Raw genomic sequence first — 20,430 nt, 5'->3', positions numbered from 1 at the left:
TCGGAAAGAAACCTATCTTGCTCACAACAAATGAACAATTAGCGGCTAGAGAATCTTTTCTCCGGCACTTTCGCAAGCTATCATCTCTCGAAGTCATTTTCGTCTCTTGCCTTGAGTAGCTTTAGTTTAGCTGGGAGTTCCGTATGGCTTTTGGGAAGTGGGTAAAACAATGCTTCGAGAGTGTTGTCGATCCCGACAAAGAGAATGAGGTCGCGGAATTAACTCAACTTCTCCAGGCAGGAATCAAGGAACGGAAAAGGTCTTTCGTCCTGGCAGAAGTATTGCAAGATCGAGTTTATAAGCAGAGACACTTGGATCAAGCAAGAAACGGCATCTACCAACGATACCTTGCTAGGGCTTGGGCAGATGGTCGTGTCCAAGAATCAGAACTTGAGATATTAAGCTGGGTTTCTAAGTGCCTGGATATACCTCCACAAACTCTGCGCGCGATCAATCTTGAAACTGCACGACCCAAGTTTGCCGAGGCCTTGGCCAAAGCTATGGACGACGGCATCATCTCAGATTTGGAAGCTGCAGAACTAACCGAAATTGCTAGGGCCGGGGGGCTGAGTCTGCCTAATTTTGTAGAGAAATTCTTCCACATCGAAGGCGAGCAGTTCTTACGAGGGATATTTGCTGCCGCGATTGCTGACGATCACTCTGCTGTAGACGTCCTCGAACAATTGGTGGCGACGGCCGCAAAACTTGGCCTATCTCGCAAGGTTGTTGTGGAGGCGATCAGGCCACAAGCAGTCCAATACATCGAGCACGTTCTCGCCGACGCCAAAGAAGATGATATTCTCACTTCTCAGGAAGAGTCAACGATACGACAGTTGATCGAGACATTTGAATTACCCATAGCCGTGCAAGTGTACATCGACGAAGAGCTACGGGAATTGCGGCTGCTCACTGACATCAAAAACGGCAAACTACCGTCAATTGCTGCACCACCCGGCGTAAACCTCAAGGCAGGAGAACTGATGCACTATCATGGTGATGCGGTCTGGCAGTTTCTACGTTTGCTGAAGAGCGGTCCGGATATTACCGAGCATCCAGGTGTGCTCGCAATAACGGATTCGCGATTGATCTTTAGATCCCTTACACGTTCTGGTGCGTTCGGGTTCGGAACCATAGTAGCGCACGATTCTTCTCGTGGTGTAATAGAAGTACAACGCCAGGCCAAACCTGTTCAGCGATTTATCTGTCATGATCAAAGCAGAATACCCGCAGCCATATTCCTAAGTGCACTGCGAATGGCAAATCAAACCTTGACAAGTCAAGACGACAAGCGACGCTCTCGTCATATTCCAAGGGATATAAGACAGAGAGTATGGCAGCGTTATAGTGGTCGGTGCGCAGAATGTAATGCGGGAGAGTACCTGGAGTTTGACCACATCGTGCCAGTTGCCAAAGGTGGCAGCAATTCCGACGTTAACGTGCAACTGTTGTGTCGCAATTGCAATTTGAAGAAATCGGACAAGATCTGAGATTTGTGTCTTAGCCAAGCAGAGCTACTAAATAGCATTTCAGATGTACACGAACTCGTCTCGTTTCGTTGTGACTTCGCATAATTTGTTTCCCTATTGGAAAACGTCACTTTGCAGGCGGGATCAATTCTCTCACATCTGCAAATGATTTCCGGTTCCCAGATGTCGCATCGCAGAAACCGATGGCGATGTACTTTGCGAAAGACACGAGTAAGCCCAACGACTGCCGCATGCCGCACAAGGCTTGTTCCCGCCTACAATTCTGTCCCTCGTCACTCAATTGGAACCAACCTCTTTCTCCCCCTCTATGGACCACAATCCCCCACAGCGACTTCGCGTCTCAGCGGTGAACAAACCGTCTTCTATCTGACTAGCACCTCGCACCTGTTCCGGTCACTCGCGTTCGCGACTAGCCAATCGTTATTGCACGACTGATTTCCATTGGCACAAAATTAGTTGTCGAAATCCATTGACCAATTTGGATATTGGAGATTGCCACGCACCAGGCAAGTTCTTTGACAATTCGGTTTCTCGCAGCTCAGATTGAATGCTCTGAGCCGTCAGCTCTCAGCCACAAAAGAGGAGTGATGCAAACTTTCTGGCTGATAGCAGAGCGGCACGGGCCGAGGGTTTTGTTTTGTAAGAAAAGAATTCCGACAGAACCGTCAGCACCCAAGCACGAAATGTATCGAGAACTCATGCGCAGCGTGCAACATGCAACTACGACAGGCAAAACCCGCATTGATGATTGCCAATTTCTAGGCTGGACAGGCCACTTCGACATGTTCGATCTGAAATCCAGCAGATCGGACATTTGCTGCCGCAGACTTGATAGCTTCTTCCAGCGAATTCGACTCGCGAGAAAAGAGAATAAACACGGCACCTTCGCGAGAAACAATCGTGCCATCGTCACAACCAGATCGATACAGGGAATCCCCCTCATCATCCGTTACGTCGGTGACCCCATCTAGGACTATTTTGAAATCGTAGTTTTTCATGGTTGCTCAACATGACCAACATAAGTGATCACCTACCGCTCCACCACCCGAATCAACAGCGGCAGCACCACCAAGTTCCCCACCAACCCCCCAACCATCGACAGACTCACCAGTGTGCCGAAATAGACCGTGGGAATGAAATCACTGGTTGCTAGAGTGGAGAAGCCAATTACCAAGGCCAGCGTTCCCAGCACGGCCGCGCGGCCGACGGTGGCTTGCACGGATTCGAGAGCCGCGCCAATCGGCTCTCCCATGCCTCGTAGTCTTTGATAAGACATCACGTAGTGAATCGATCCATCTACCGACAGACCCAGCGAAACAGCCGCGATCATGGCGGCGCCCATGTTGATCGGCACACCCAACCAACCCATCGCACCAAAGAGCCACACTACCGGCAGCACGTTGGGAATGAGCGTGACCAATGCCAAACGTACACTGCGGAACGCCAGTGCCATCACAAAGAAAATGCCAACGATTGCCGCGGCAAACGTGGTCCACTGATCGCGGAGCAAACTCTCGATCAACTGCGTGAGCAACACATAGAAGCCCGTGACCTGGGCCTGGGGAAACGATTCTTCTGTGACTTCGCGCACCTGAGAGATCAACTCCGCTTTTTGCCGGGCACCCAGTCGCTCGGGGGCACGGAGCATGATTCGCAAATATCTCTGTTCAGCGGGTGCCTGAGGATTATAGATCGCCCCCATGAATTCAGGCATCCTCCCGCGCAGCAAGCCAGCCCCGGCACGAATCGCCATGTCCGCGCCAAAGTTGAGTTTGCGAATCCCCCCGCTTCCGGCATCGAGCGCGTCGGCGAGTGATAAAACTTGAGTCAGCCCTGGTGCCTGTTCACGAAGCTTTGCCTCGAAATCGAGAACCTGTGTAAGAAACTTCTTGTCCAAGCGTTTAGGAGCGGGAATCAGAATATCCCATACCCCCGCTCCGCCAAACTCTTGATCAACGAATCGGTAGGACTGGACCAACTCGCTCTTTTGTCGGAAGTTCTTCGTGAAATCTGTCTCTTGCAGCAGCTTGGTCGCACCAATTACGGCGGCATTGGTAAGCAGCACCGTGACCATGGTCAGCACCAAGTGATGCCGATTGCTCCAAGCAAATAGTGATTGCAAAGCACCCTCCAGCCGCGAAGGCTGATGGCTCGATTGCAACTGATCTCGGTTGGCTCCGAATAAGATAATCGCCGGCGCGGTCAAAGGAATCGCCACCAGTACCATCAGGCTGCCAATGGCCATCATCAGCCCGAAGTCAACGACCGGTTTCACATCAGAGATCATCAACGACGCGAACCCGACGGCGTCCGTCAGACACGCGAAAAACACTGGAGCAGCCAGAATTTGACCCGCGCGCAGCAAGGCTTCTTGGGGTGCATATCCATCGGCAAGTTGATCCCGATAACGCACGATCACGTGCATCACGGTTGCCACGCCGACCACGGTCACAATCGCAGCGAGCATCGAGCTGACCATGCTCAGTTGCAAACCCCACACAGCCAACAAGCCTCGCGTGAGTGCAAGTGCCACCTGTACAAGTACCAACGGCAACACCAACCACCGCAATTCACGAAAGCAGGCAAAGATCGTCGCAAGCAGCAATCCCAGACACCAGGTATTGAGTCGCTTGCCGTCAGCCTCCAACAGATCAAAGGCTTCGCCGAGCAACACGGGCTCACCAACCAAAATCCCGCCCGGATACTCCTGGATGAGCGAGCGAAGTTGTCCGACAGGTTCGCCAATCGACGCCGTCGATTTGCCTGACTGATCCAACAAGCAAACGATCCCCGCCGAATCCATTTCCTCATTGTGGGTATAACCTGCAAAGACTTCCTTCAGTCGTTCGGCTCGGTTGTCATTCTTGATCGACGTACCCTCGGAGTCCAACAATCCTGGCACGTCGCCGAGCGAAACCACGGCAACGATGCCGGGAATCTTTCGCGCCGAGGAAGTCAATTTCGCGATCCGTTCGAGTCCTTCCGGTGTCGCCAACTGAGCATCTTCGTAGATAGCCAGCACAATGGGGTGCTCGCCGAAGGCTTCTTGCAGTTCTTGATAAGGGGCCAGCAGTGGATCGTCCGACGCAAACATCTTCTCCAGCGAACGATCCATGCGCAAGTCGCGGCTGACATAGGCTCCCCAGACTCCGCCCAGAATCGCCAACGCCAGCAGCCACCAACGGAAATCAATCAAGCGCTGCAGAAGGCGTTGGGTGAGATTCGCCATGAGAGAATCGGTATTCCTGGGAGGGATGGTCGAACACGGGGATTGGCAGTATGGACGCTGCTAGGGGGATCAGCAACTACGCATGCAAGCGGTGATACTGGCCTCCCGTTATGAAGCGTTTCAACAGAGTCACTGTTACGGCAATCTCGGCAAATCATCTTCCCCGCAAACCGAGCTTCCTCTACGGTCGATCGGGCTGAACAGCGTCGTCGTAACCTGTTACCCAACAACACCTTAAGAAACGCTATCAGTAGTCAAAAGTGCCTTGACCCTCGCGCCCGCTGGCACCTATAATCCGCCGCCCCAAATAGGGGGTCGTCACTTTTCGTAACCCGATGCGCCGTAAGTTGTTCGGTGCAGACCGTCGGTATCGCTTGGCAGTCTCGTTCGTAGGACTCTCAAGAAAAGCCGCCACCAGGAAGAAGAGTTCTCTGAATACCGCGCGCACGACAATGCGTTGCTCGCAATTTCTCCGCAGTCAGCGGACCGTGTCGCTCTGCGCGCTCAGCATCCGTGTGCTTCTTCTCACTGTTTGCTTACTCGGTGGCTGGACTCAGTATTTCGTTGCGAGTGGTTCTGCCGCCGAACAAGTCATAACTGTGAACACCGAGTCGATCACGGTCGCTGCTGATTGGTGCACCCATTGGCAGCAAGGGAACTACGAAGTCTGGCACTTGCGTGGCAATTGCTACGTGAACCAAGGTTTGGCTTATGCCCGCGCGCCGGAAGCTGTGTTGTGGATCGACAGCAGCCAAGCGTCGCAATCTGGGACCAAGGTAGTCGCTTATTTCGAGTCCGCAGGAGAAGACCAAGTTGTCGTCGACGATCCCACAGAAGATTCATCCAATCGAAAAGCAGCGACCCGACAAAACTTGCCAACCTGGTTCAAGCGATTTGAGACCTCGGGATCCTTGAAGATGAAGCTCCCGGAGGCAACCCCGTACTCGAACATTCCGCCGCAGATTTATCAACGGGGACTCATGCAGTTCGACCCGGCGCGTCAGGAACAACTGCTGATGGCGCAATACACGGAATTTGTGCCACCTGCCGTAGTGGTCCCTGCCAGCCCGACAGGGATGCGGCGGATCGAATTCTTTCCACGTAGCGACAATCCTCCGGAAATCCAATCCAAGACCTTGGCCAACGGCGAACGCTCCATCATCGCATCGGGTGGAATTCGCATCTTGGTCGAAGGCCTCGACAGTAGTGCGGTGCCGGCAGCCTTTGGGCCTGTTGGCACGATCGATCTCACCACCGACCGCGCCGTGATTTGGACTTCTGGCGGTGATCTGAGTTTCGGGGGGCAATCGACGCAAAACCCAGATACTCCGCTGGAAATCTACATGGAAGGCAACATCGAATTCCGCCAAGGGGATCGTGTCGTCTACGCCGACCGCATGTTCTACGATGTGCGGCGGCAGGTCGGCGTGATTCTCAATGCCGAGTTGCTCACACCGCTTCCCAAGACAGAAAGCTTTGAATACCAAGGCTTGGTACGTTTGCGAGCAGCCGCAATTCGCCAACTCGACGAGGCCCATTTCTCTGCCACCGATGCACTGGTGACCACCAGCCGACTCGAAGAACCAAGCTACGCTTTTGGCGCCGACCAGATCACTTTCCAAGACATCCAAACGCAAACCTTCGATCCCCGCACGGGAAGTGTCACGACCGAACATCGTCAGCTGGCCGAGAGCCGCGGTAACTTCGTGTACCTCGACGGTTTTCCCATTTTCTATTGGCCAACGATTGCCACCGATCTGAGCAAACCGAGCTTCTTCATCGACAACGTTCGGTTCGGCAATGACCGCGTGTTTGGATTCCAATCAATGGTCGATCTGGATGCCTACCAGCTCTTCGGAATTCGCAATGCCCCCGCCGGAACCGACTGGGGATTGAGTCTTGACTATCTCAGCGAGCGCGGTTTCGGCTATGGGACCGACTTCACCTACGAACGCAGTCAGATACTCGGATACGAAGGACCCGCAATTGGTGCTCTCGATTTTTGGGGTATCAAGGATCATGGCACCGACAATCTTGGTTTCGGCCGGCGCGATATCGTACCAGAAGAAGACTATCGGTTCCGTTTGTTTGGTGAACATCGCCAACGACTCACCAGCGGTTGGGACATAACCGGCGGCATCGGCTGGCTCAGCGATCGCACCTTCCTGGAGCAATACTACGAACAAGAATGGGACGAGGAGCCCATTCCTACCTCGGGTTCTCGGGCGAAGCGTTTGGTTGACAACCGGACGTGCTCCATTGAGTACAACGTGCAGGTGAATGATTTCTTTACCGAGACCGAGTGGCTCCCCAGGGCAGACCATTACTGGCTAGGTGAATCGTTGCTCGGAGATCATTTGACCTGGTTCGAGCATACGCAGGCAGCCTACGCCAGGTTGAACTACTACGATCCTCCGACGAATCCTGTTCTCGCATCGCAAGTGATTCCTGGACTTCCTTGGGAACAAACGGGGACTCGCGACGGCGAGCGTCTCGTCACTCGCCAGGAACTGGACTTGCCGTTTAGTGTGGGGGGAGTGAAAGTCGTCCCGTATGCGTTGGGCGAGTTGGCTCAATGGGGCGAGGACTTCAATGAAAATCAAATCCAGCGGGCCTACTTCCAGACCGGCGTGCGGGCTAGCGTTCCTTTCTGGGCCGCCTATCCCAACGTGCAGGATGCCTTGTTCAATCTCAACGGTTTGGCCCATAAGGTGGTTTTCGATTTGGAAGCTTCCTATGCCGATGCGAATCAAGACTTTACGGACTTGCCGCTGTACGACCCGCTTGATGACATCTCAATCATCGAAATGGACCGACGCCTCTACGGCACAGCATTGACGCCCACGATCTCAGGCGATCGTACCGATGCCCGGTTCTATGCGTTTCGCTCGGGGATGCAGGGATGGGTCACTTCGCCGACAACGGAAATCGCCGACGACCTGATGGCTGTCCGTGGGGGTATGCGGCATCGATGGCAGACCAAGCGCGGTGGACCTGGTCGGCAGCACATTGTCGATTGGCTGACCCTCGATTCGAACATCACCTTCTTCCCTGATGCGAATCGGGATAACTTTGGCGCTAACTTTGGTTTGTTCGACTACTACCTCCGCTGGCATCTCGGGGATCGCTTCACGGTCGTCTCCGACGGGGCCGCTGACTTCTTTAGCGGGGGACTCCGCACGGTCTCAGCGGGGGTGATTCTCAATCGGCCGACGCGCGGAAATGTTTATCTGGGAGCACGTTCGATCGGCGGACCTATCGAGAGTAACGCCCTCTTGGCCAGCTACAATTATCGCCTCAGCCCGAAGTGGATCACCTCGGCAGGACTTTCGCTCGACTTCAGTGAGACGGGCAATATCGCCCAGAGCATTTCCGCAACGCGGATCGGCGAATCGTTGTTGGTCTCTGCAGGAGTAACCTCCAACACGGGCCAAGACAATGTTGGATTTCTCTTCATGGTCGAGCCGCGGTTCCTGCCGAAACTCAATCTTACTAGCCGCACGGGAATCGAAGTTCCTCCGGCCGGTGCATTTGGACTTGAATAATGGTTGACGAAGAATTCGAACAGGATGAAGAAGTCGGTGCCTATCTCCGACGCTCGGAAAGTTGGCTCCGGAAGTTCGGCAACGCCTGCCGGGGAATCAAGGTTGCCGTACGGGCGGAGGTGAGTTTCTTCGTGCACCTGTTTGTCACGGCGATTGTCCTGGTGACGGGTCTGCAACTGAGTCTCTCGCGCCTGGATTGGGCACTCTTGGTGTTATCAATCGCGGGAGTGATCACAGCGGAACTCTGCAACACTGCCATTGAGCGCCTGGCCCGCGCAATCACCGGCAAGGAAAACCCAGAAATCCGTGACGCACTCGACATGGCCAGCGGCGCCGTCCTGGCTGCTTCTGTTGGCGCTGCCGTAGTAGGCCTGATCGTGCTAGGACGGCCGCTGTTGCGGATGATGTCCTGAGAGAGTCTAGAGCTGAGAGTCTAGAGTCTAGAGCCAGAAAGATTGGCACTTGTCTCTCGGCTTTTATGCCAGATTCCTCAGATTGCGGAGCTCCTTTCGGAAGTACAAATGCGGTTTGCCATCCGCTGAGTTTCTAGAAAACAAAACAAAACTCGAAGACAAAAATGAGTTTTTCAGCAGTTCTGTGAAGATTTTCGATTGGTTTTGTAATCAAAACCTCCCCTCGCGCTCCCAGAACTCCTCACGACTATCTCCATCGTCACCCTGGCAGGTACCGACGGATCTCTCTAGCCGCGTGGCTGCTGGCCTTTGCATGGAATTGGTTCGATTGTCAAAGAGCGTAGATAGAGGTCAGTGGTCAGTGGCTAGTGGAGAGCTCTTGATTCTATTTCACTCCTGCGCATCAAAGTGGTGGGGTCCTCACGCTTCGTTTCTTGGAAATCGAAAATCTAAAAAATAAATAATTCATTTTGCCGAGCACGAATCGCCACAATTCGTTTCAGAGTCGATACTTGCGAGATCGCCTCCTTCTCACGTTTATGGAGTTTTTGAAAAAAAACTCCGCCACACTGGTCGTTACTTGGTCTTCCAAAGTGACAAAATCAAGCAGCGCGCAAACCTAGCGCAAGCAAGCCCGTGAGATTCAGCGGGCGCTAGTGCGTTCTTAGGATCTATCGCACGATCCATTATCTAGATGCGGGGGAGAATTTCCACAACTTTTTTTGGGCCATCTCGTGAGCGGATCGGCGCTAGCCGCCGGTGATTAAGGCGTTGGTTGCGGGCCAGATCTCAAACTCAGAATCTTTCACTCCGTGCAACAGCATGTTCATCCGGCAGAGGTTGTAGGTGGTGATGTTCTTTTCCTGCCCGTAGATTTTGCCGATACCGCCGCCAGCCTCCACCACGCGGTGCCGGACGTTCAAGAGCAAGGAGCCCGAACAGCAGGCGAAGTCGAGCACGCTATCCAAGCGCTTGCGGGGGCCGGTCTCGGGTGCCTGGCCGTCGAGGGTGACAATGGCCGAGAGGATATCGCTGATGCGTTGGGGCGTATAAAACTCCCCCGCTTTATTGCCGGAGCCAGCGGCGAACTGGCCCCCGTTGCCCACCGCGTCGGGGTCGGGGAAGTCCTTGCCCAGTTCCTTGCGCGCCGCCTCCTGATAGTTGTCCGAGAGCTAGCGCAGAAACAGGAACGCGAGCATGTAATCGCGAAAGTCGTCCGCGTTCATCGCCCCGCGGAGATCGTCGGCGATGGCCCAGAGGATTTTGCCGAGTTGTTTTTGGTCGTTGTCGGTCATTAGGTGGGGGCCGCACCATTCTCGGCTTGTTTTCGGAGGGTCTCGGCGGATAACCGAAGTAGTTTCCCATCTTTGTAGATCACAAGATTTGTGCCCGTCTGGATAGCCGTTTGGCGGGCCAGCGCCGCCGCCCGGCGCATGGCTTCCAGGGAAGCTCGCAAGTCGGGGTTTTTGGCTTGGGAGATATCTTTAGGGTTCATGCTGATTCGCTCCATTGGATTAACTTGGGCACCTCGCCTTCATTATCATACACGGCCCAGGCATCGACCGCCGCCTTGTAACGCCGCTCCAGATTTCGCAGTCCCGCGGCGAAGCGCCGGCGGATTACCGGTTCAGGCACATCGTGACCCCCTTGTCGCACTCGCTCTGCCACCCGGGCCACGGCCATTTCTGGGTTGGGAAGTCCGAGAAAAAACAGACTGACATGATAGCCCAGGTCGCGCCAAGCCCGAATCCGCCGCACAAAGCCAACGCCTGCCAATGTCGTCTCGAAGGCGAAGCTCTCGCCGCATGCCACGCATTGGTTGATTTCAGCAACCATCAGGCGGCCCGCCTTGACGGCCGCCGCCTGGGGCGCGAACGGGGAGAGTCCCGCCGCGATCAGATCGGCATTGATGAAGTGGGGGCAATTGGCTTCCTCGGGGAGAAAGGACCGGGCAAAGGTCGTCTTTCCCGCTCCGTTGGGCCCGGCGATGATAAGGATGCGTTTTTCACTCATTCTCAGCCCCACGCAGGTCGTCGGCGATGGCCCAGAGGATATTGCCGAGTTGTTTTTGGTCGTTGTCGGTCATTTGTCATACCCAATGAGCCGCGCACGAAGTAAGCGCGATTCGTTGATTCACTGATTCGTTGTCCTGCCATCGAGCGCACGAAACACACGCACGCGATCACAGCTTACCAGCTTACTTCGTGCGCGGCTCCTTTTCTTGCGACGGGGGGGCCTTGTACCACTCCATCATTGTTCCCTGCCCGTCGATTGTGTAGCGGATTTTTTCCTCGACTGTTTTTGCGTCGAACAGGTGCAGCGTGCTCCCGTGGCGCGTCCAGCGCTTGCGCGTCGGTTCGTCCAGCCCGGCACGGTTGAGCTCCCGCGATGCCCGCGCCTTTAAGTCGCTCATCAGACGCCCGGGCTCGCGATCCGCTTGCACCACGACATGCACGTGGTTAGTGCGCACGTGCAATGCCCGCAGATTCCAGCCTTTCTCGCTGCAGATTCCGATGATCGCATCACGCACCACTTTCCTGCGCGGCGGGTCCATCAGCCAGGCCGGTTGACTCATCGCCGTCTGTTCCTTCTGCAAGCGTCCGGAGTCCGGCTCGACAAACGGCGTGCCATACTCATTGTGCTTGGCATCCACCGACCCCATCCCCTTGCCTGTGCCGTGCAACCACGTACCGTAGGTTGTCCAGGTAAGGAAGTAGGCGAGGGGCGTGGCCATGGTTCGATTTAGTCGGTGTGGTGGAGTGTGGTAAAGTTGAGTGTGTTGTCGCTTACTTCGTGCTCGGTTCGGCAATAGGATAGCACATCCAGAGCCGCGCACGAAGTAAGCGCTCCCTCCATTCGCACGCGAGGTAAGCCGTTTCCCCAACAACCATTTGTTCACGTCGCGTCCCCCGTCGAGGGAAAAAGCTGCTGCATCAGGCCCCGCTTGTGGGTCTGGAGGGATTCGATCTGGGCCGCTTGCGCGGTGATCTGGGTGTCCAGGGCTGTGAGACCGGCGGAGATGCGTTGCTGCTTGGCCAGGTCGGGGCGGCGCAAATGGATTTTTCTCAAGTCGTAAAGCGATATTTCTCGCAGCGTGCTGCCTTCGCTTACGGCTGAGACGTTGTCACGAACAGCTTGGCTCGCAAGAGATTGGAGATAAAACTTGGCCAGGCCTTTGGAACTAATCCTAGTGGTGCCTTGCGTTAAATTCGCAACTCGTACCTCTTCGGGAACAATCTGTGTCACGCCAATGTTGCCTCGGAGCGAGAAAACTATGTCGCATGGCGCCACTTCTGACCTCCGATATTTTTTGGCAATGATATGTGAAGTGCGGGATAGATTTCCCAAGCAAAGAGGAGAATTTAAGTCAGTGCTCTTGATGTACGGCATTCCATTTGGAACGTTAGGCATTGCGAAGAATAGATTGAAGATGACGCTGCTGGATACTTCTAGACGGCCCAGTGTAATGGTTTCGTTGCGAATGGACGAGTGGCCTGCCGATGGGGAAATTTGCGGGGGATTTGAGGAGAAGAGGGGAGTAGAGGTTAGAGACTGGAGGCTGGAGACTGGGGGAAAGCACCGGTGGGTGGCTCCAAGCCGCTCACAGGGGAGGCGCAAGGCGGTTGTCGGTGGAAGAAATGGGGAGGCTTGCGAGGTAGGACCTGCCGGGCGTTGCCCGGCGGCTGGGGGGAAAGGGGCTGGTGAACTGCGAATCTTCTGCGGGTTGAATTGCTACTGCTTGATATTAGACTTGAGAGAGTCAGCCAAATGATCTCCGCTCGCTCATCACTCGGGAGAAAAACTCATGGCAAAGAAGATCAGTAGTTCCGTTGGGAAGGGTGGCAAGAACATTGTCGAGGATACCTCTGGGCAACTGGCGGCCGTCGACTCGGTAGCGGACAACGAGGGGAATCCCGCTCCGAGTGCCGAGTTGGACTTCAGCGCACCGCCGTCATCGACCACTCAGACTTGGGCCGTTGCGTTTCCTATCGGCGACGAGTTTGTCTACGATCCAACTGAGTTCGGCCCCGCGGTGTCGCTCGATTTTCAGCTCGATGTGCTGGCGCGGGAGGTCAGCGGAAGTTCGCACGTCGATATTACGTTGGCAATCTTGCAGAACGAATCTTTTCTCGCCACGACGAGAGCCGATACACCGCGAGTCGATGGCACCCAACTGGATTGGACTACCCTGAGCCAAAGTGGGTTGCGGGCCGAGGACTTTGCGGCGGTCGACGGTGGGCGAGAGGTTCCTGACTTTAGTCAACCTTTTCAATTCGGATATGCCTTCACTGGCGAATACTCGACGACGGGCCTTTCGGTCAAACTGGGAATCGACAACATGGAAGCAACGGTGAACACGATCCCCGAGCCAACGTCGATTGCCTTGGCATTTGCGATGAGTGCGGCAGTTCTCTGGCATCGCTGGTGGAGCAACGATGGCGACGGAAGCGGTGGGTGAGAATGATTTGCGTAGTGCGACAAAAGGTCGCGGGCTTTACGAGATCAGCTTATCCAACTTTATGCACTACGTACACTCTACGCGATCTGCTTCGCTGCGCTTCGCATCGCGGCTAACGAGTGGTGAAATGTGGTGTGCGACGATTGACCCTGCTTGGATGTGGTAGTAGGATCGGGGCGTTCGTTCATCTCACCCTTATGGAGACGATTGCCATGAAAACTTTACTGTCAGTTGGCCTGTTGGTTGTTCTTGCTTTGAGTCCGTTGTCGCGCGTTCGTGCCCATTGCGAAGTCCCTTGCGGGATTTATGACGACCCGGCACGGTTCACGTCGATGTTGGAAGATGCGGAGACGATTGCCAAAGGAATTCAAGCGCTGCAGGATCTCGCTGGAACGCCCAACCCGCAGAATATCAACCAGATGGGGCGGTGGATTACGACCAAGGAAGACCACGCCACCAAAATTCAGCACACGATTGCCCAATACTTTCTGACGCAGCGGATTAAACCCGAGGCAAGCAACTATGTCGATCAGCTCAAGACAGCGCACGCGGTGATGGTCGCGGCGATGAAGTGCAAACAGTCGGCTGATCCGACGACGGTCGATGCTTTGGTCAAGGCGATCAACGCTTTTCAGGCGAGCTACGGCACTGGGCCGTGAGCGGTTCGCGCTAAAACCTATTTTTCTTGCTCCGTGCTAGTACGCTCAGGGACTGAAATCCCTGGGCGTTTTTCTTTTTGGCAAACACTTTGGTTGGGTGGTACGTAATGGGAGATAGGTCTCGGTGGCCCAGGGGGGCCCACCGAGATCTGCGAACTGCAACGAAGCAGTGGGACGCAATTAAAGGAAAGTCGAAATGTCGCACTCAAAGCCGTACGGAAACGTTTTCTTTTCAATCCTTCTTGTCTCGCTAAGCACTGGAAGCGCCGTTGCTGGAGGTCCGCAGATTGCGTTTGACTTTGGGCGAATCGCTGAATGTGTGGAGATTGGTGGCGACGAGGTTTTGCTCACGCCCGGCGAGAAGCTTGTCGAACTGAAGCTCCGCGTGTCAGTGCATTTGCTCGCGGGGAAGATCGGCGACGTGGAAGAGGTGCGGATCGAGGTGGGGGATCGCGAAAACTTGATGCGGGTGCATAGCTTTTCTCCTTGCACTCAAATGGCCAGCCACTTGGGAGGCGACATCGAATGGTCGAAGACAACCGAGGAAGGCCACTCGCTGGGTGCCTCCTTGGGAGGTGAATTGCCGACGCCGGTGGGAGGGTTGATCGCCCATGTGACGCCGACGATCAGTGGCGGCATGACAAACGGCGAGAAGATCACCGAGAAGCAATTGCGGCTCGCGCCGAAATTTGCTGTCGTGGCAAGTGGCACGATCAACCAAGAGCATGGGGTGTTTTTCAAACTGCGTTCCTCGACCCAAAGCTCGCTGGAAGGGACCCATGATCTGACGGTGAGGTTTCGCGTGTCGGAGAAGTGGCGCGGCGATTCGATCCGAGTTTGCTGCCAGGCGACGGGGACGGAAAAGGTGCTGTGGATGAAGCAGCAGGCGACTTGGGCCCACACTTGTGCGCCGGTTGCACTCTATCTGGCCGGAGATGCCGAGGCACGTCAGGCGGCGATTCGGTATGTGGATGGGAAAAATAGAGGGTAGGGGTTGGTGGATGGTGGCATGGACTGGGCATTCCTGTACCTAACTGACACATTGAACGTAACCAATCCGCACACTTCTATTGAGATATGTGCCATCTGCTGAGTCTTTTCTTAAGCGACCTTTCTTCATTCAGAGGGAAAACCAGCGAAAAATTGCCTCGTTCGAAATCATCACTTTTTCTGATGATTTGGCACAAATCTTGCGGGAAGAATAAGTCGAAAGGGCTCATTAGTTAGAGTAAACGTGGTGCAATCATGAAAGTTAATTTGCAAAGACAGCAGGTGGAGACATCCCAGCTCTTGCGTTGGGGTGCAGAGATTACTGGAGCAATTCTTTTTTTCGGCTGGCTTGCTTTCATGGGTGGAGAACTCGTGAAGACACGATTCGAAATGCCCGCTAAGGAAGCCTTCTATCAAGCGGCGTCATTGGTGCTAGTCTTTACAGGCTGTGCATTCCTGTGGCGTCACGCGCTGGTCGGAAGTGCACTGGTATTCCTGGGCACAGCTTTGTTCTTTGCAATTAATCAGATTGCTGCTGGAGTATTACCGGGATGGAATGCTCTCTGGTTTGCCATTCCTGGGGTGCTGGCCTTACTGGCTTGGCTCCTAGATCGACAGCGACGTGGCACTGGCCAGCAGTAATCGATGAGAAGTGGGTGCGATGGTTGAAGACGGTTCTTTGGGACATATCAATTGACCGTCCAGAAACTTATAGCCTTCTAAATCGCACCCACGGTTTTTTCTTGTTTGTAGTGGTTCGGTGCGGGCGACCTTGTCTAGAGAGAGGTTGCAACTTCTTGACCGAGCCAGCAATCTTCCAGGCTTGAGAATCTGGGTTCGTTTTCGCACATATTATTTGGCGTCCACAGTTTCTTCGCCGTGGCGAGTGGAAAGTGCCCGCCAAAGTCGTGGGTTGATGTCGTCTGCGAAAAAAGTTGCCGAGCCATCGGCGCGGGCGGCATTTACGCCGCCGGGGTGGAGACTACGGGTGGAACGCCAGCCGAAGGCGGCATAGCGTTCGGTGATGGGTGCGAGCAACTTGGCAGAAACGCAATCGAACTCCACGGAGTTGGGTGTGCGATAGTGGTTGTACAGAGACGAGCGGAATTCGCCGTTGGCCCAGGAAAAACTTGGGGGGTCGGTGAAGTTAAATAGTCCAGAGGAATCGCAGGCTGTTTGATTGAGCGGCGCTGCCGTTGCAAAAACGTAGGCAAACCGCTGGTCGATATGTTCTCGAGGCGTTAAGGGGGGAAAGGTCTGTCCAAGTAGGGACTCTGCAAGAAAGATCGTGTTGCTCGTGCCGTCGGCGATGTTGGCCAGTTGCATTCTTGAATTGATGAAAAACACACCGTCGGCTGAGTGGGGTGATCCGCCATCGTTGCCACTCCCGGAGCAGGCTGCATAGTTCGTCGGTCCGAAGCTCGGATGGACTTGCTCTTGGCGATCGCTGGGGCACAGCAAGAGTGGGAGGATTTGCTCGAGAGCGGGCTTGTTTTCGTCAGGGATGGAAAAATCTTTGCGATACATAGGAAGTGAGAGATCGAGCTGCGCGCGGAGCGACGACGACTCAAGCTGTGGGAGGATTTGAGCAAAGGCGCTCCACCGATAGAAGGTGTGCGGTGTGGCATGATCCGCCGGATCGGCCTGGGCAATCGATCCAGAAGGAAGATGTCCGGTAGTGGACTCGTAGTTGTGCATCGCCAGGGCAAGCTGGCGGAGGTGATTGATGCAGGTGGTACGGCGGGCACTTTCTCGAGCTGACTGAACGGCAGGCAGCAAGAGAGCCGTCAGAATGCCGATAATGGCGATAACGACGAGCAACTCGACGAGCGAGAATGCGAGGCGCTTACTTTTTGGTCGGCGAGTCTTCATGCTACTTTCGGTATTGGACCTCGAAATTAGTTCAGACTTCTCGTTGACAGAAGGAAACAGTGTAAACAGAGGGAAATTTAGATTGCCACAACAAGCACAAGAATGCACGGAAAAAATGCATGTTGGAGACTACCAAATCTCCTTTTCGTGTCTTTTAGTGTTTTTCGTGGCTACTCAATCATAAACGCCTTTCGATTATGTTGCCGAACGAACCCTACCGTGGCGGTACCTAATAATAGCAGCAACAGACTTGTCGGCTCTGGAACTGTGAAAGTTGAGGCGGGAGGCGTGTAGCGGACGATAGCGGTAGGTTGGAACGAACCGACGATTCCTTGGTTTCCAACGGCGCGCTGCCAGAGCAGGAAGTCATTGCCGTCGGTATCCAAGTCTCCGTCTTGGTCACCATAGCTTTCGTTGGCATAGGAACTTTGAAAAATCTCTAGGTCGGCGGCATCGACGACATCATCCCGATCATTGTCTCCCACCAGCAAGGGAGTCGAAGTGATGCCGTTGTAGCGAGTGAGTTCCCCGGGGAAAGTAGTGGGGCCCCAGAAGGGGTCGCCGGTATTATCATTGCCTAGGTTCGTCACGATTAAGCTACCATCGGCGCCAACTAGCAGGCCAGAGGGGTAGGGTAGAGGGGCACCGAACGGTGCGCCGCTAGTCACTATTTCTCCGGCCACAGAGTACTTGATCACCGATTGGCCGATCAAGCTGGCGACAAAGAGGTCGCCATTGGAATCGAATGTCAAGCCATTAAATCCAGCAGCTGGAGCGGGAATCTGCAGAGTGACGTCTCCCCCTGATGCGAAGGTTGAGCCTGTTGATGCAAAGTCATCGGTGGGACTCCCCATGGGCGCATCGTATTTCAGGACCGAGCTGATTCCGGTCTGATTGAATTCGCTCACATATAAGTTGTCCGCTGCGTCAAATGCTATTCCGGCGCGACCCGTGTTGGCCGAGTCGGTGCCAAGCGTCTGCAGGCGGGTACCGCCGCTGTCGTAGCGAAAGACTTCGTTACCTGGCAACTGAGTGGGGACTCCTTCGACGAGTGCGATTTCTATAAATTCAGACACGAAGAGCGTGTCGCTGGCAGCGTGATATCCGATACCGCCAGGTGCGGTAACGTCGAAGATAAAATCAGTCGTCGCGCCAGTCTCAGGATCTACTTTCACGACGCTCGCAGCACCGCCGAAACCACCTTGAAAGTTGGAAACATACAAGAATCCTCCTGGTCCGAAAGCCATAGCCGACGGAACGTCTAGTCCCGTGGCAGTGACAACTCGCAGAAAATCACCAGTCGATTCATCGAAGGAGAGGACGCGATTGGTAACTCGATCCGCCACAAACAACTCAGCCGCTTCCAGAGTTGAGAATGCAGTCGTAAGCAGTACGCCACAATAAACAAGCAGGGCTACAAAGATTCTGACGAGAGTACTCAAGGTAGAAATCTCCTAGTGTTTTTGCCAATCAAGGTTGCGTTCAATTAAGAGTGAGTCGTGAAACCAGAAGGAACTGCTCAAGGATGAGCAGCCGCAGGAGGGAGGAATGGGTAGGGAGAGTTGAGAAACTGGCTAGTTTCGACGGACTATTCCTTCCAGGATTGTCACCCTTGAACAATTCCTCGTCAATGCGGTGACGACGTCACTTGGAAGGATTTTCTGTAGTTCTGCAAAAAAGTGGGGTAGTAGCTAAGTTGACTGCCTCCCGTAGACGCGCATCAAAAAGCCGGACGGCCTCGCGACCGTCCGGCATAGGCGTCTAATGGAACTTAGTTGCTAGGCTTTCCTGCGCCGCTTGAGTAGTAAGGCGCTACCACTGAAAGCCAGCAGAACCAAGGTTGCTGGTTCGGGTATTGTGGCATGTTCACGGAGGACAATTCTCGCCATTCCCGTTTGGGGATCAAATTTATGAGGCGGAATCTGGATTCCCAGCCAGAAGAAAACGGTTTGGCCGGGTAGCACGCCGGGTGAATTTTTGGCAAACCAATCCAGATTGTCCGGAGCCACGGGCTCATCCATTTCAGGTGGATCGTCGAACAAACCATCATGCGTTCTCGGTGCTGGATCCGTCTTGAAGAAGAGAAAATCGAATTCGTCGGATTCCATGAATTCGCCAGATGCAGGATCTCGCATGCCTATAGTCATGTGAAAATCAGTCCAGCGCCAACGCGTTTCGTTGAGAACGTCTTTGTCGATTCCCAGCATAACTGGCTCGAACGGTCGTCCTGTAGAAGGATTGAGCTCACTTAGAGGAACGGATACCTTTAGGTCGATATCCCACCACAGGCCAGCGGTTGTTGTGGGATCTCCAACTGTTTCTTTGATACTCCCGGTTGCCAAACCCAGATGTGCATTCGGATCATTGATCTCGAAGAAATTGAAACTCGTGACATCCACGTTGTCCTCCCCACCGGCAAGACGTAGAAACTCAATATTTTCCACGGTGGGCATTTCGCCAGTCGTCGGTGGGGGATCTATTTCATTTGGTAGGTCCTGGGCGAAAGCACGATTGGCGGGAATTGCCAGAATGGCTGCCAGCATCATTAAGTAAGTCAGGTGTCGAATGTTCATTAGATCATCTCTCTTTCTACGCAGGTGATTAGTTAGTCAAAAGCAACTATTCAAAAGGCGAAATACCTGGCTCTACTTTGTTCCTCATTCAGATTTTTGATTCATAGGCAACTTTCATGGGTCTTGAGATGAAAATTCTCCAATAGGGAGGTTACTGCTCCATCGCGCACGAGGAGGCCAGGAAAAGAGTCGCAGAAACTATCGTGCCGACAGGCCCCGCACATGGCGAAGAAATCCCCCTTACAACAGGTCGTTATAGACCAACCGTATCGCAAGTCAAATGATTTCTTGTGTAAGAGCGTGAAAAAAATGATTGCGGTGAATGCACTACCCCCCAAAAGGATTAGTTCTCCTTGGATTCTGGGGGGATGTCGCAGTATAGGAAGAAATCTGGCACCATAAACTACGCCACTACTGACTACCATTTACCAGATGACAGAAAGCTTAAGCCAAGGTTACGGCAGAAGTTTGATCTCAATGTCTTTGTAGTAAACGGTGCTGCCTGGATCGTGAGCCTGCAGGGCGATCGTACCACTGGCGAGTTTCCGGCCAGGAGATTCTTTGAGGTGAGGCATGTCATCGGTTTCGGTGAACTCGTTGATCGTCTTGCCGTCGATCTCTACTGTTATTTTCTTGCCGTCAACAGTGATGAGGTAATCAAACCACTCGTTGTCTTTAGCTGTTGCCTCTTTGACATCTTGAACGGCATAGATCGAACCCGTTCTACGCCAATCACTTTGAGAGTTGTTCACCTGAATTTCGTAACCTGTATCAGGCCAACCTTCCTCCTGGTACTTGGTGTGGACATAGACTCCCGAGTTGGCACTCGGCTTAGTCATGACTTTGAGCTTGAGTTGGAAGTTTTTGAAATCGTGGTTGCCGACATCTCCGGTATAAAACAAGTGACAGCGTTCCCCATTAACGACCAACTTGCCATCCTCGACTCGACAGGAATCTTGGTTCTCCTCAGCAGGGGTCCAGCCGTTCAGGGTTTTGCCATCAAAGAGCGACTGCCATTGGCCAGTTTCTGCCGAGTCCTGTGCTAAGGCCGGAGCAATAACCAAGGCATGCAGCAATATTGAGAGAATGAATACGGATCGAATTAACATGAGAAAACTCCATAGAGACATGAGTCAATGGGGAAAGAGTAGCCGAGGAGGAAACCGAGGCTCTGAACGGGTTCTTGCGAAGGCAAGTTCACTT

At 54.0% G+C, this 20,430-nt stretch carries 19 protein-coding genes; 7 read left to right on the top strand and 12 right to left on the bottom strand.

From position 1 onward, the window contains the following. Window positions 1-143: 143 nt before the first annotated feature. Window positions 144-1,487 (top strand): HNH endonuclease, encoded by a 1,344-nt coding sequence (locus tag Pr1d_RS02920; protein WP_148072126.1) that lies wholly within the window; start codon window positions 144-146, stop codon window positions 1,485-1,487. Window positions 1,488-2,245: 758 nt separating this feature from the next. Here the strand turns inward: Pr1d_RS02920 and Pr1d_RS02915 are convergent. Continuing rightward, window positions 2,246-2,485, bottom strand: a complete 240-nt coding sequence (locus Pr1d_RS02915) for a hypothetical protein (RefSeq protein WP_148072125.1) — start codon at window positions 2,483-2,485, stop codon at window positions 2,246-2,248. 32 nt (window positions 2,486-2,517) lie between these two features. Continuing rightward, window positions 2,518-4,716 (bottom strand): efflux RND transporter permease subunit, encoded by a 2,199-nt coding sequence (locus Pr1d_RS02910; protein ID WP_148072124.1) that lies wholly within the window; start codon window positions 4,714-4,716, stop codon window positions 2,518-2,520. Between the two features lie 452 nt (window positions 4,717-5,168). On the opposite strand from Pr1d_RS02910, the gene Pr1d_RS02905 reads away from it, so the two are divergent. Together Pr1d_RS02905 and Pr1d_RS02900 are read left to right on the top strand one after the other, a co-directional pair. Then, window positions 5,169-8,261, top strand: coding sequence for an LPS-assembly protein LptD (locus tag Pr1d_RS02905; RefSeq protein WP_148072123.1), 3,093 nt, complete (start codon window positions 5,169-5,171; stop codon window positions 8,259-8,261). Then, window positions 8,261-8,674, top strand: a complete 414-nt coding sequence (locus Pr1d_RS02900) for a diacylglycerol kinase family protein (protein ID WP_148072122.1) — start codon at window positions 8,261-8,263, stop codon at window positions 8,672-8,674. Before Pr1d_RS02905 ends, Pr1d_RS02900 begins: the two co-directional genes overlap by 1 nt. 749 nt (window positions 8,675-9,423) lie before the next feature. On the opposite strand, the gene Pr1d_RS26600 is transcribed toward Pr1d_RS02900, so the two are convergent. The 6 genes from Pr1d_RS26600 to Pr1d_RS02875 form a co-directional block, all read right to left on the bottom strand. Beyond that, window positions 9,424-9,780: an HsdM family class I SAM-dependent methyltransferase gene (locus tag Pr1d_RS26600; protein ID WP_210417868.1), complete on the bottom strand. Its 357-nt coding sequence runs from the start codon at window positions 9,778-9,780 to the stop codon at window positions 9,424-9,426. 66 nt (window positions 9,781-9,846) lie between these two features. Continuing rightward, complete coding sequence (locus tag Pr1d_RS26595) at window positions 9,847-9,900, bottom strand: hypothetical protein (protein WP_390622082.1); 54 nt, start codon at window positions 9,898-9,900, stop codon at window positions 9,847-9,849. 68 nt (window positions 9,901-9,968) lie between these two features. Further along, a complete protein-coding gene (locus Pr1d_RS02890) occupies window positions 9,969-10,169 on the bottom strand; it encodes a hypothetical protein (RefSeq protein WP_148072121.1) in 201 nt (66 codons plus the stop codon). Beyond that, window positions 10,166-10,687, bottom strand: coding sequence for a zeta toxin family protein (locus Pr1d_RS02885; RefSeq protein ID WP_148072120.1), 522 nt, complete (start codon window positions 10,685-10,687; stop codon window positions 10,166-10,168). The genes Pr1d_RS02890 and Pr1d_RS02885 overlap by 4 nt, the downstream gene beginning before the upstream one ends. A gap of 184 nt (window positions 10,688-10,871) precedes the next feature. Beyond that, window positions 10,872-11,408: a transposase gene (locus Pr1d_RS02880; protein ID WP_148072119.1), complete on the bottom strand. Its 537-nt coding sequence runs from the start codon at window positions 11,406-11,408 to the stop codon at window positions 10,872-10,874. Window positions 11,409-11,569: 161 nt separating this feature from the next. Continuing rightward, window positions 11,570-12,064, bottom strand: coding sequence for a restriction endonuclease subunit S (locus Pr1d_RS02875; RefSeq protein WP_210417866.1), 495 nt, complete (start codon window positions 12,062-12,064; stop codon window positions 11,570-11,572). A 415-nt stretch (window positions 12,065-12,479) separates the two neighbouring features. Here Pr1d_RS02875 and Pr1d_RS02870 point away from each other — a divergent pair, with 415 nt between their 5' ends. The 4 genes from Pr1d_RS02870 (at window position 12,480) to Pr1d_RS02855 (ending at window position 15,424) form a co-directional block, all read left to right on the top strand. Further along, the gene (locus Pr1d_RS02870; protein WP_148072117.1) at window positions 12,480-13,133 is read left to right on the top strand and encodes a hypothetical protein; all 654 of its coding nucleotides are present in this window, start codon (window positions 12,480-12,482) and stop codon (window positions 13,131-13,133) included. Window positions 13,134-13,345: 212 nt separating this feature from the next. Beyond that, window positions 13,346-13,792, top strand: a complete 447-nt coding sequence (locus Pr1d_RS02865) for a superoxide dismutase [Ni] (RefSeq protein WP_148072116.1) — start codon at window positions 13,346-13,348, stop codon at window positions 13,790-13,792. Between the two features lie 196 nt (window positions 13,793-13,988). After that, window positions 13,989-14,783 (top strand): hypothetical protein, encoded by a 795-nt coding sequence (locus tag Pr1d_RS02860; protein WP_148072115.1) that lies wholly within the window; start codon window positions 13,989-13,991, stop codon window positions 14,781-14,783. A gap of 254 nt (window positions 14,784-15,037) precedes the next feature. Beyond that, window positions 15,038-15,424, top strand: coding sequence for a DUF7670 domain-containing protein (locus Pr1d_RS02855; RefSeq protein WP_148072114.1), 387 nt, complete (start codon window positions 15,038-15,040; stop codon window positions 15,422-15,424). Window positions 15,425-15,634: 210 nt separating this feature from the next. Here the strand turns inward: Pr1d_RS02855 and Pr1d_RS02850 are convergent, their stop codons facing one another. The 4 genes from Pr1d_RS02850 to Pr1d_RS02835 all read right to left on the bottom strand — a co-directional run bounded on the left by Pr1d_RS02850 (window position 15,635) and on the right by Pr1d_RS02835 (window position 20,336). Beyond that, window positions 15,635-16,654: a DUF1559 domain-containing protein gene (locus tag Pr1d_RS02850; protein WP_148076234.1), complete on the bottom strand. Its 1,020-nt coding sequence runs from the start codon at window positions 16,652-16,654 to the stop codon at window positions 15,635-15,637. A gap of 170 nt (window positions 16,655-16,824) precedes the next feature. Beyond that, window positions 16,825-18,096: a Vgb family protein gene (locus tag Pr1d_RS02845; RefSeq protein WP_148072113.1), complete on the bottom strand. Its 1,272-nt coding sequence runs from the start codon at window positions 18,094-18,096 to the stop codon at window positions 16,825-16,827. A gap of 336 nt (window positions 18,097-18,432) precedes the next feature. Next, window positions 18,433-19,227: a PEP-CTERM sorting domain-containing protein gene (locus Pr1d_RS02840; protein WP_148072112.1), complete on the bottom strand. Its 795-nt coding sequence runs from the start codon at window positions 19,225-19,227 to the stop codon at window positions 18,433-18,435. Between the two features lie 455 nt (window positions 19,228-19,682). Next, entirely contained in the window at window positions 19,683-20,336 is a 654-nt protein-coding gene (locus Pr1d_RS02835) for a 3-keto-disaccharide hydrolase (RefSeq protein WP_148072111.1), read from the bottom strand. Window positions 20,337-20,430 lie beyond the last annotated feature (94 nt).

Source organism: Bythopirellula goksoeyrii (assembly GCF_008065115.1).
Lineage (GTDB): Bacteria > Planctomycetota > Planctomycetia > Pirellulales > Lacipirellulaceae > Bythopirellula > Bythopirellula goksoeyrii.
The sequence above is the reverse complement of the archived record's forward strand: the minus strand, read 5'-3'. Positions and strand labels throughout refer to the sequence as shown.

Excerpts from the sequence above, each read along its gene's own strand:
- Pr1d_RS02920 (WP_148072126.1), top strand. The coding sequence starts at position 144 with ATGGCTTTTGGGAAGTGGGTAAAACAATGCTTCGAGAGTGTTGTCGAT.
- Pr1d_RS02915 (WP_148072125.1), bottom strand. The coding sequence starts at position 2,485 with ATGAAAAACTACGATTTCAAAATAGTCCTAGATGGGGTCACCGACGTA.
- Pr1d_RS02910 (WP_148072124.1), bottom strand. The coding sequence starts at position 4,716 with ATGGCGAATCTCACCCAACGCCTTCTGCAGCGCTTGATTGATTTCCGT.
- Pr1d_RS02905 (WP_148072123.1), top strand. The coding sequence starts at position 5,169 with ATGCGTTGCTCGCAATTTCTCCGCAGTCAGCGGACCGTGTCGCTCTGC.
- Pr1d_RS02900 (WP_148072122.1), top strand. The coding sequence starts at position 8,261 with ATGGTTGACGAAGAATTCGAACAGGATGAAGAAGTCGGTGCCTATCTC.
- Pr1d_RS02890 (WP_148072121.1), bottom strand. The coding sequence starts at position 10,169 with ATGAACCCTAAAGATATCTCCCAAGCCAAAAACCCCGACTTGCGAGCT.
- Pr1d_RS02885 (WP_148072120.1), bottom strand. The coding sequence starts at position 10,687 with ATGAGTGAAAAACGCATCCTTATCATCGCCGGGCCCAACGGAGCGGGA.
- Pr1d_RS02880 (WP_148072119.1), bottom strand. The coding sequence starts at position 11,408 with ATGGCCACGCCCCTCGCCTACTTCCTTACCTGGACAACCTACGGTACG.
- Pr1d_RS02875 (WP_210417866.1), bottom strand. The coding sequence starts at position 12,064 with ATGCCGTACATCAAGAGCACTGACTTAAATTCTCCTCTTTGCTTGGGA.
- Pr1d_RS02870 (WP_148072117.1), top strand. The coding sequence starts at position 12,480 with ATGGCAAAGAAGATCAGTAGTTCCGTTGGGAAGGGTGGCAAGAACATT.
- Pr1d_RS02865 (WP_148072116.1), top strand. The coding sequence starts at position 13,346 with ATGAAAACTTTACTGTCAGTTGGCCTGTTGGTTGTTCTTGCTTTGAGT.
- Pr1d_RS02860 (WP_148072115.1), top strand. The coding sequence starts at position 13,989 with ATGTCGCACTCAAAGCCGTACGGAAACGTTTTCTTTTCAATCCTTCTT.
- Pr1d_RS02855 (WP_148072114.1), top strand. The coding sequence starts at position 15,038 with ATGAAAGTTAATTTGCAAAGACAGCAGGTGGAGACATCCCAGCTCTTG.
- Pr1d_RS02850 (WP_148076234.1), bottom strand. The coding sequence starts at position 16,654 with ATGAAGACTCGCCGACCAAAAAGTAAGCGCCTCGCATTCTCGCTCGTC.
- Pr1d_RS02840 (WP_148072112.1), bottom strand. The coding sequence starts at position 19,227 with ATGAACATTCGACACCTGACTTACTTAATGATGCTGGCAGCCATTCTG.
- Pr1d_RS02835 (WP_148072111.1), bottom strand. The coding sequence starts at position 20,336 with ATGTTAATTCGATCCGTATTCATTCTCTCAATATTGCTGCATGCCTTG.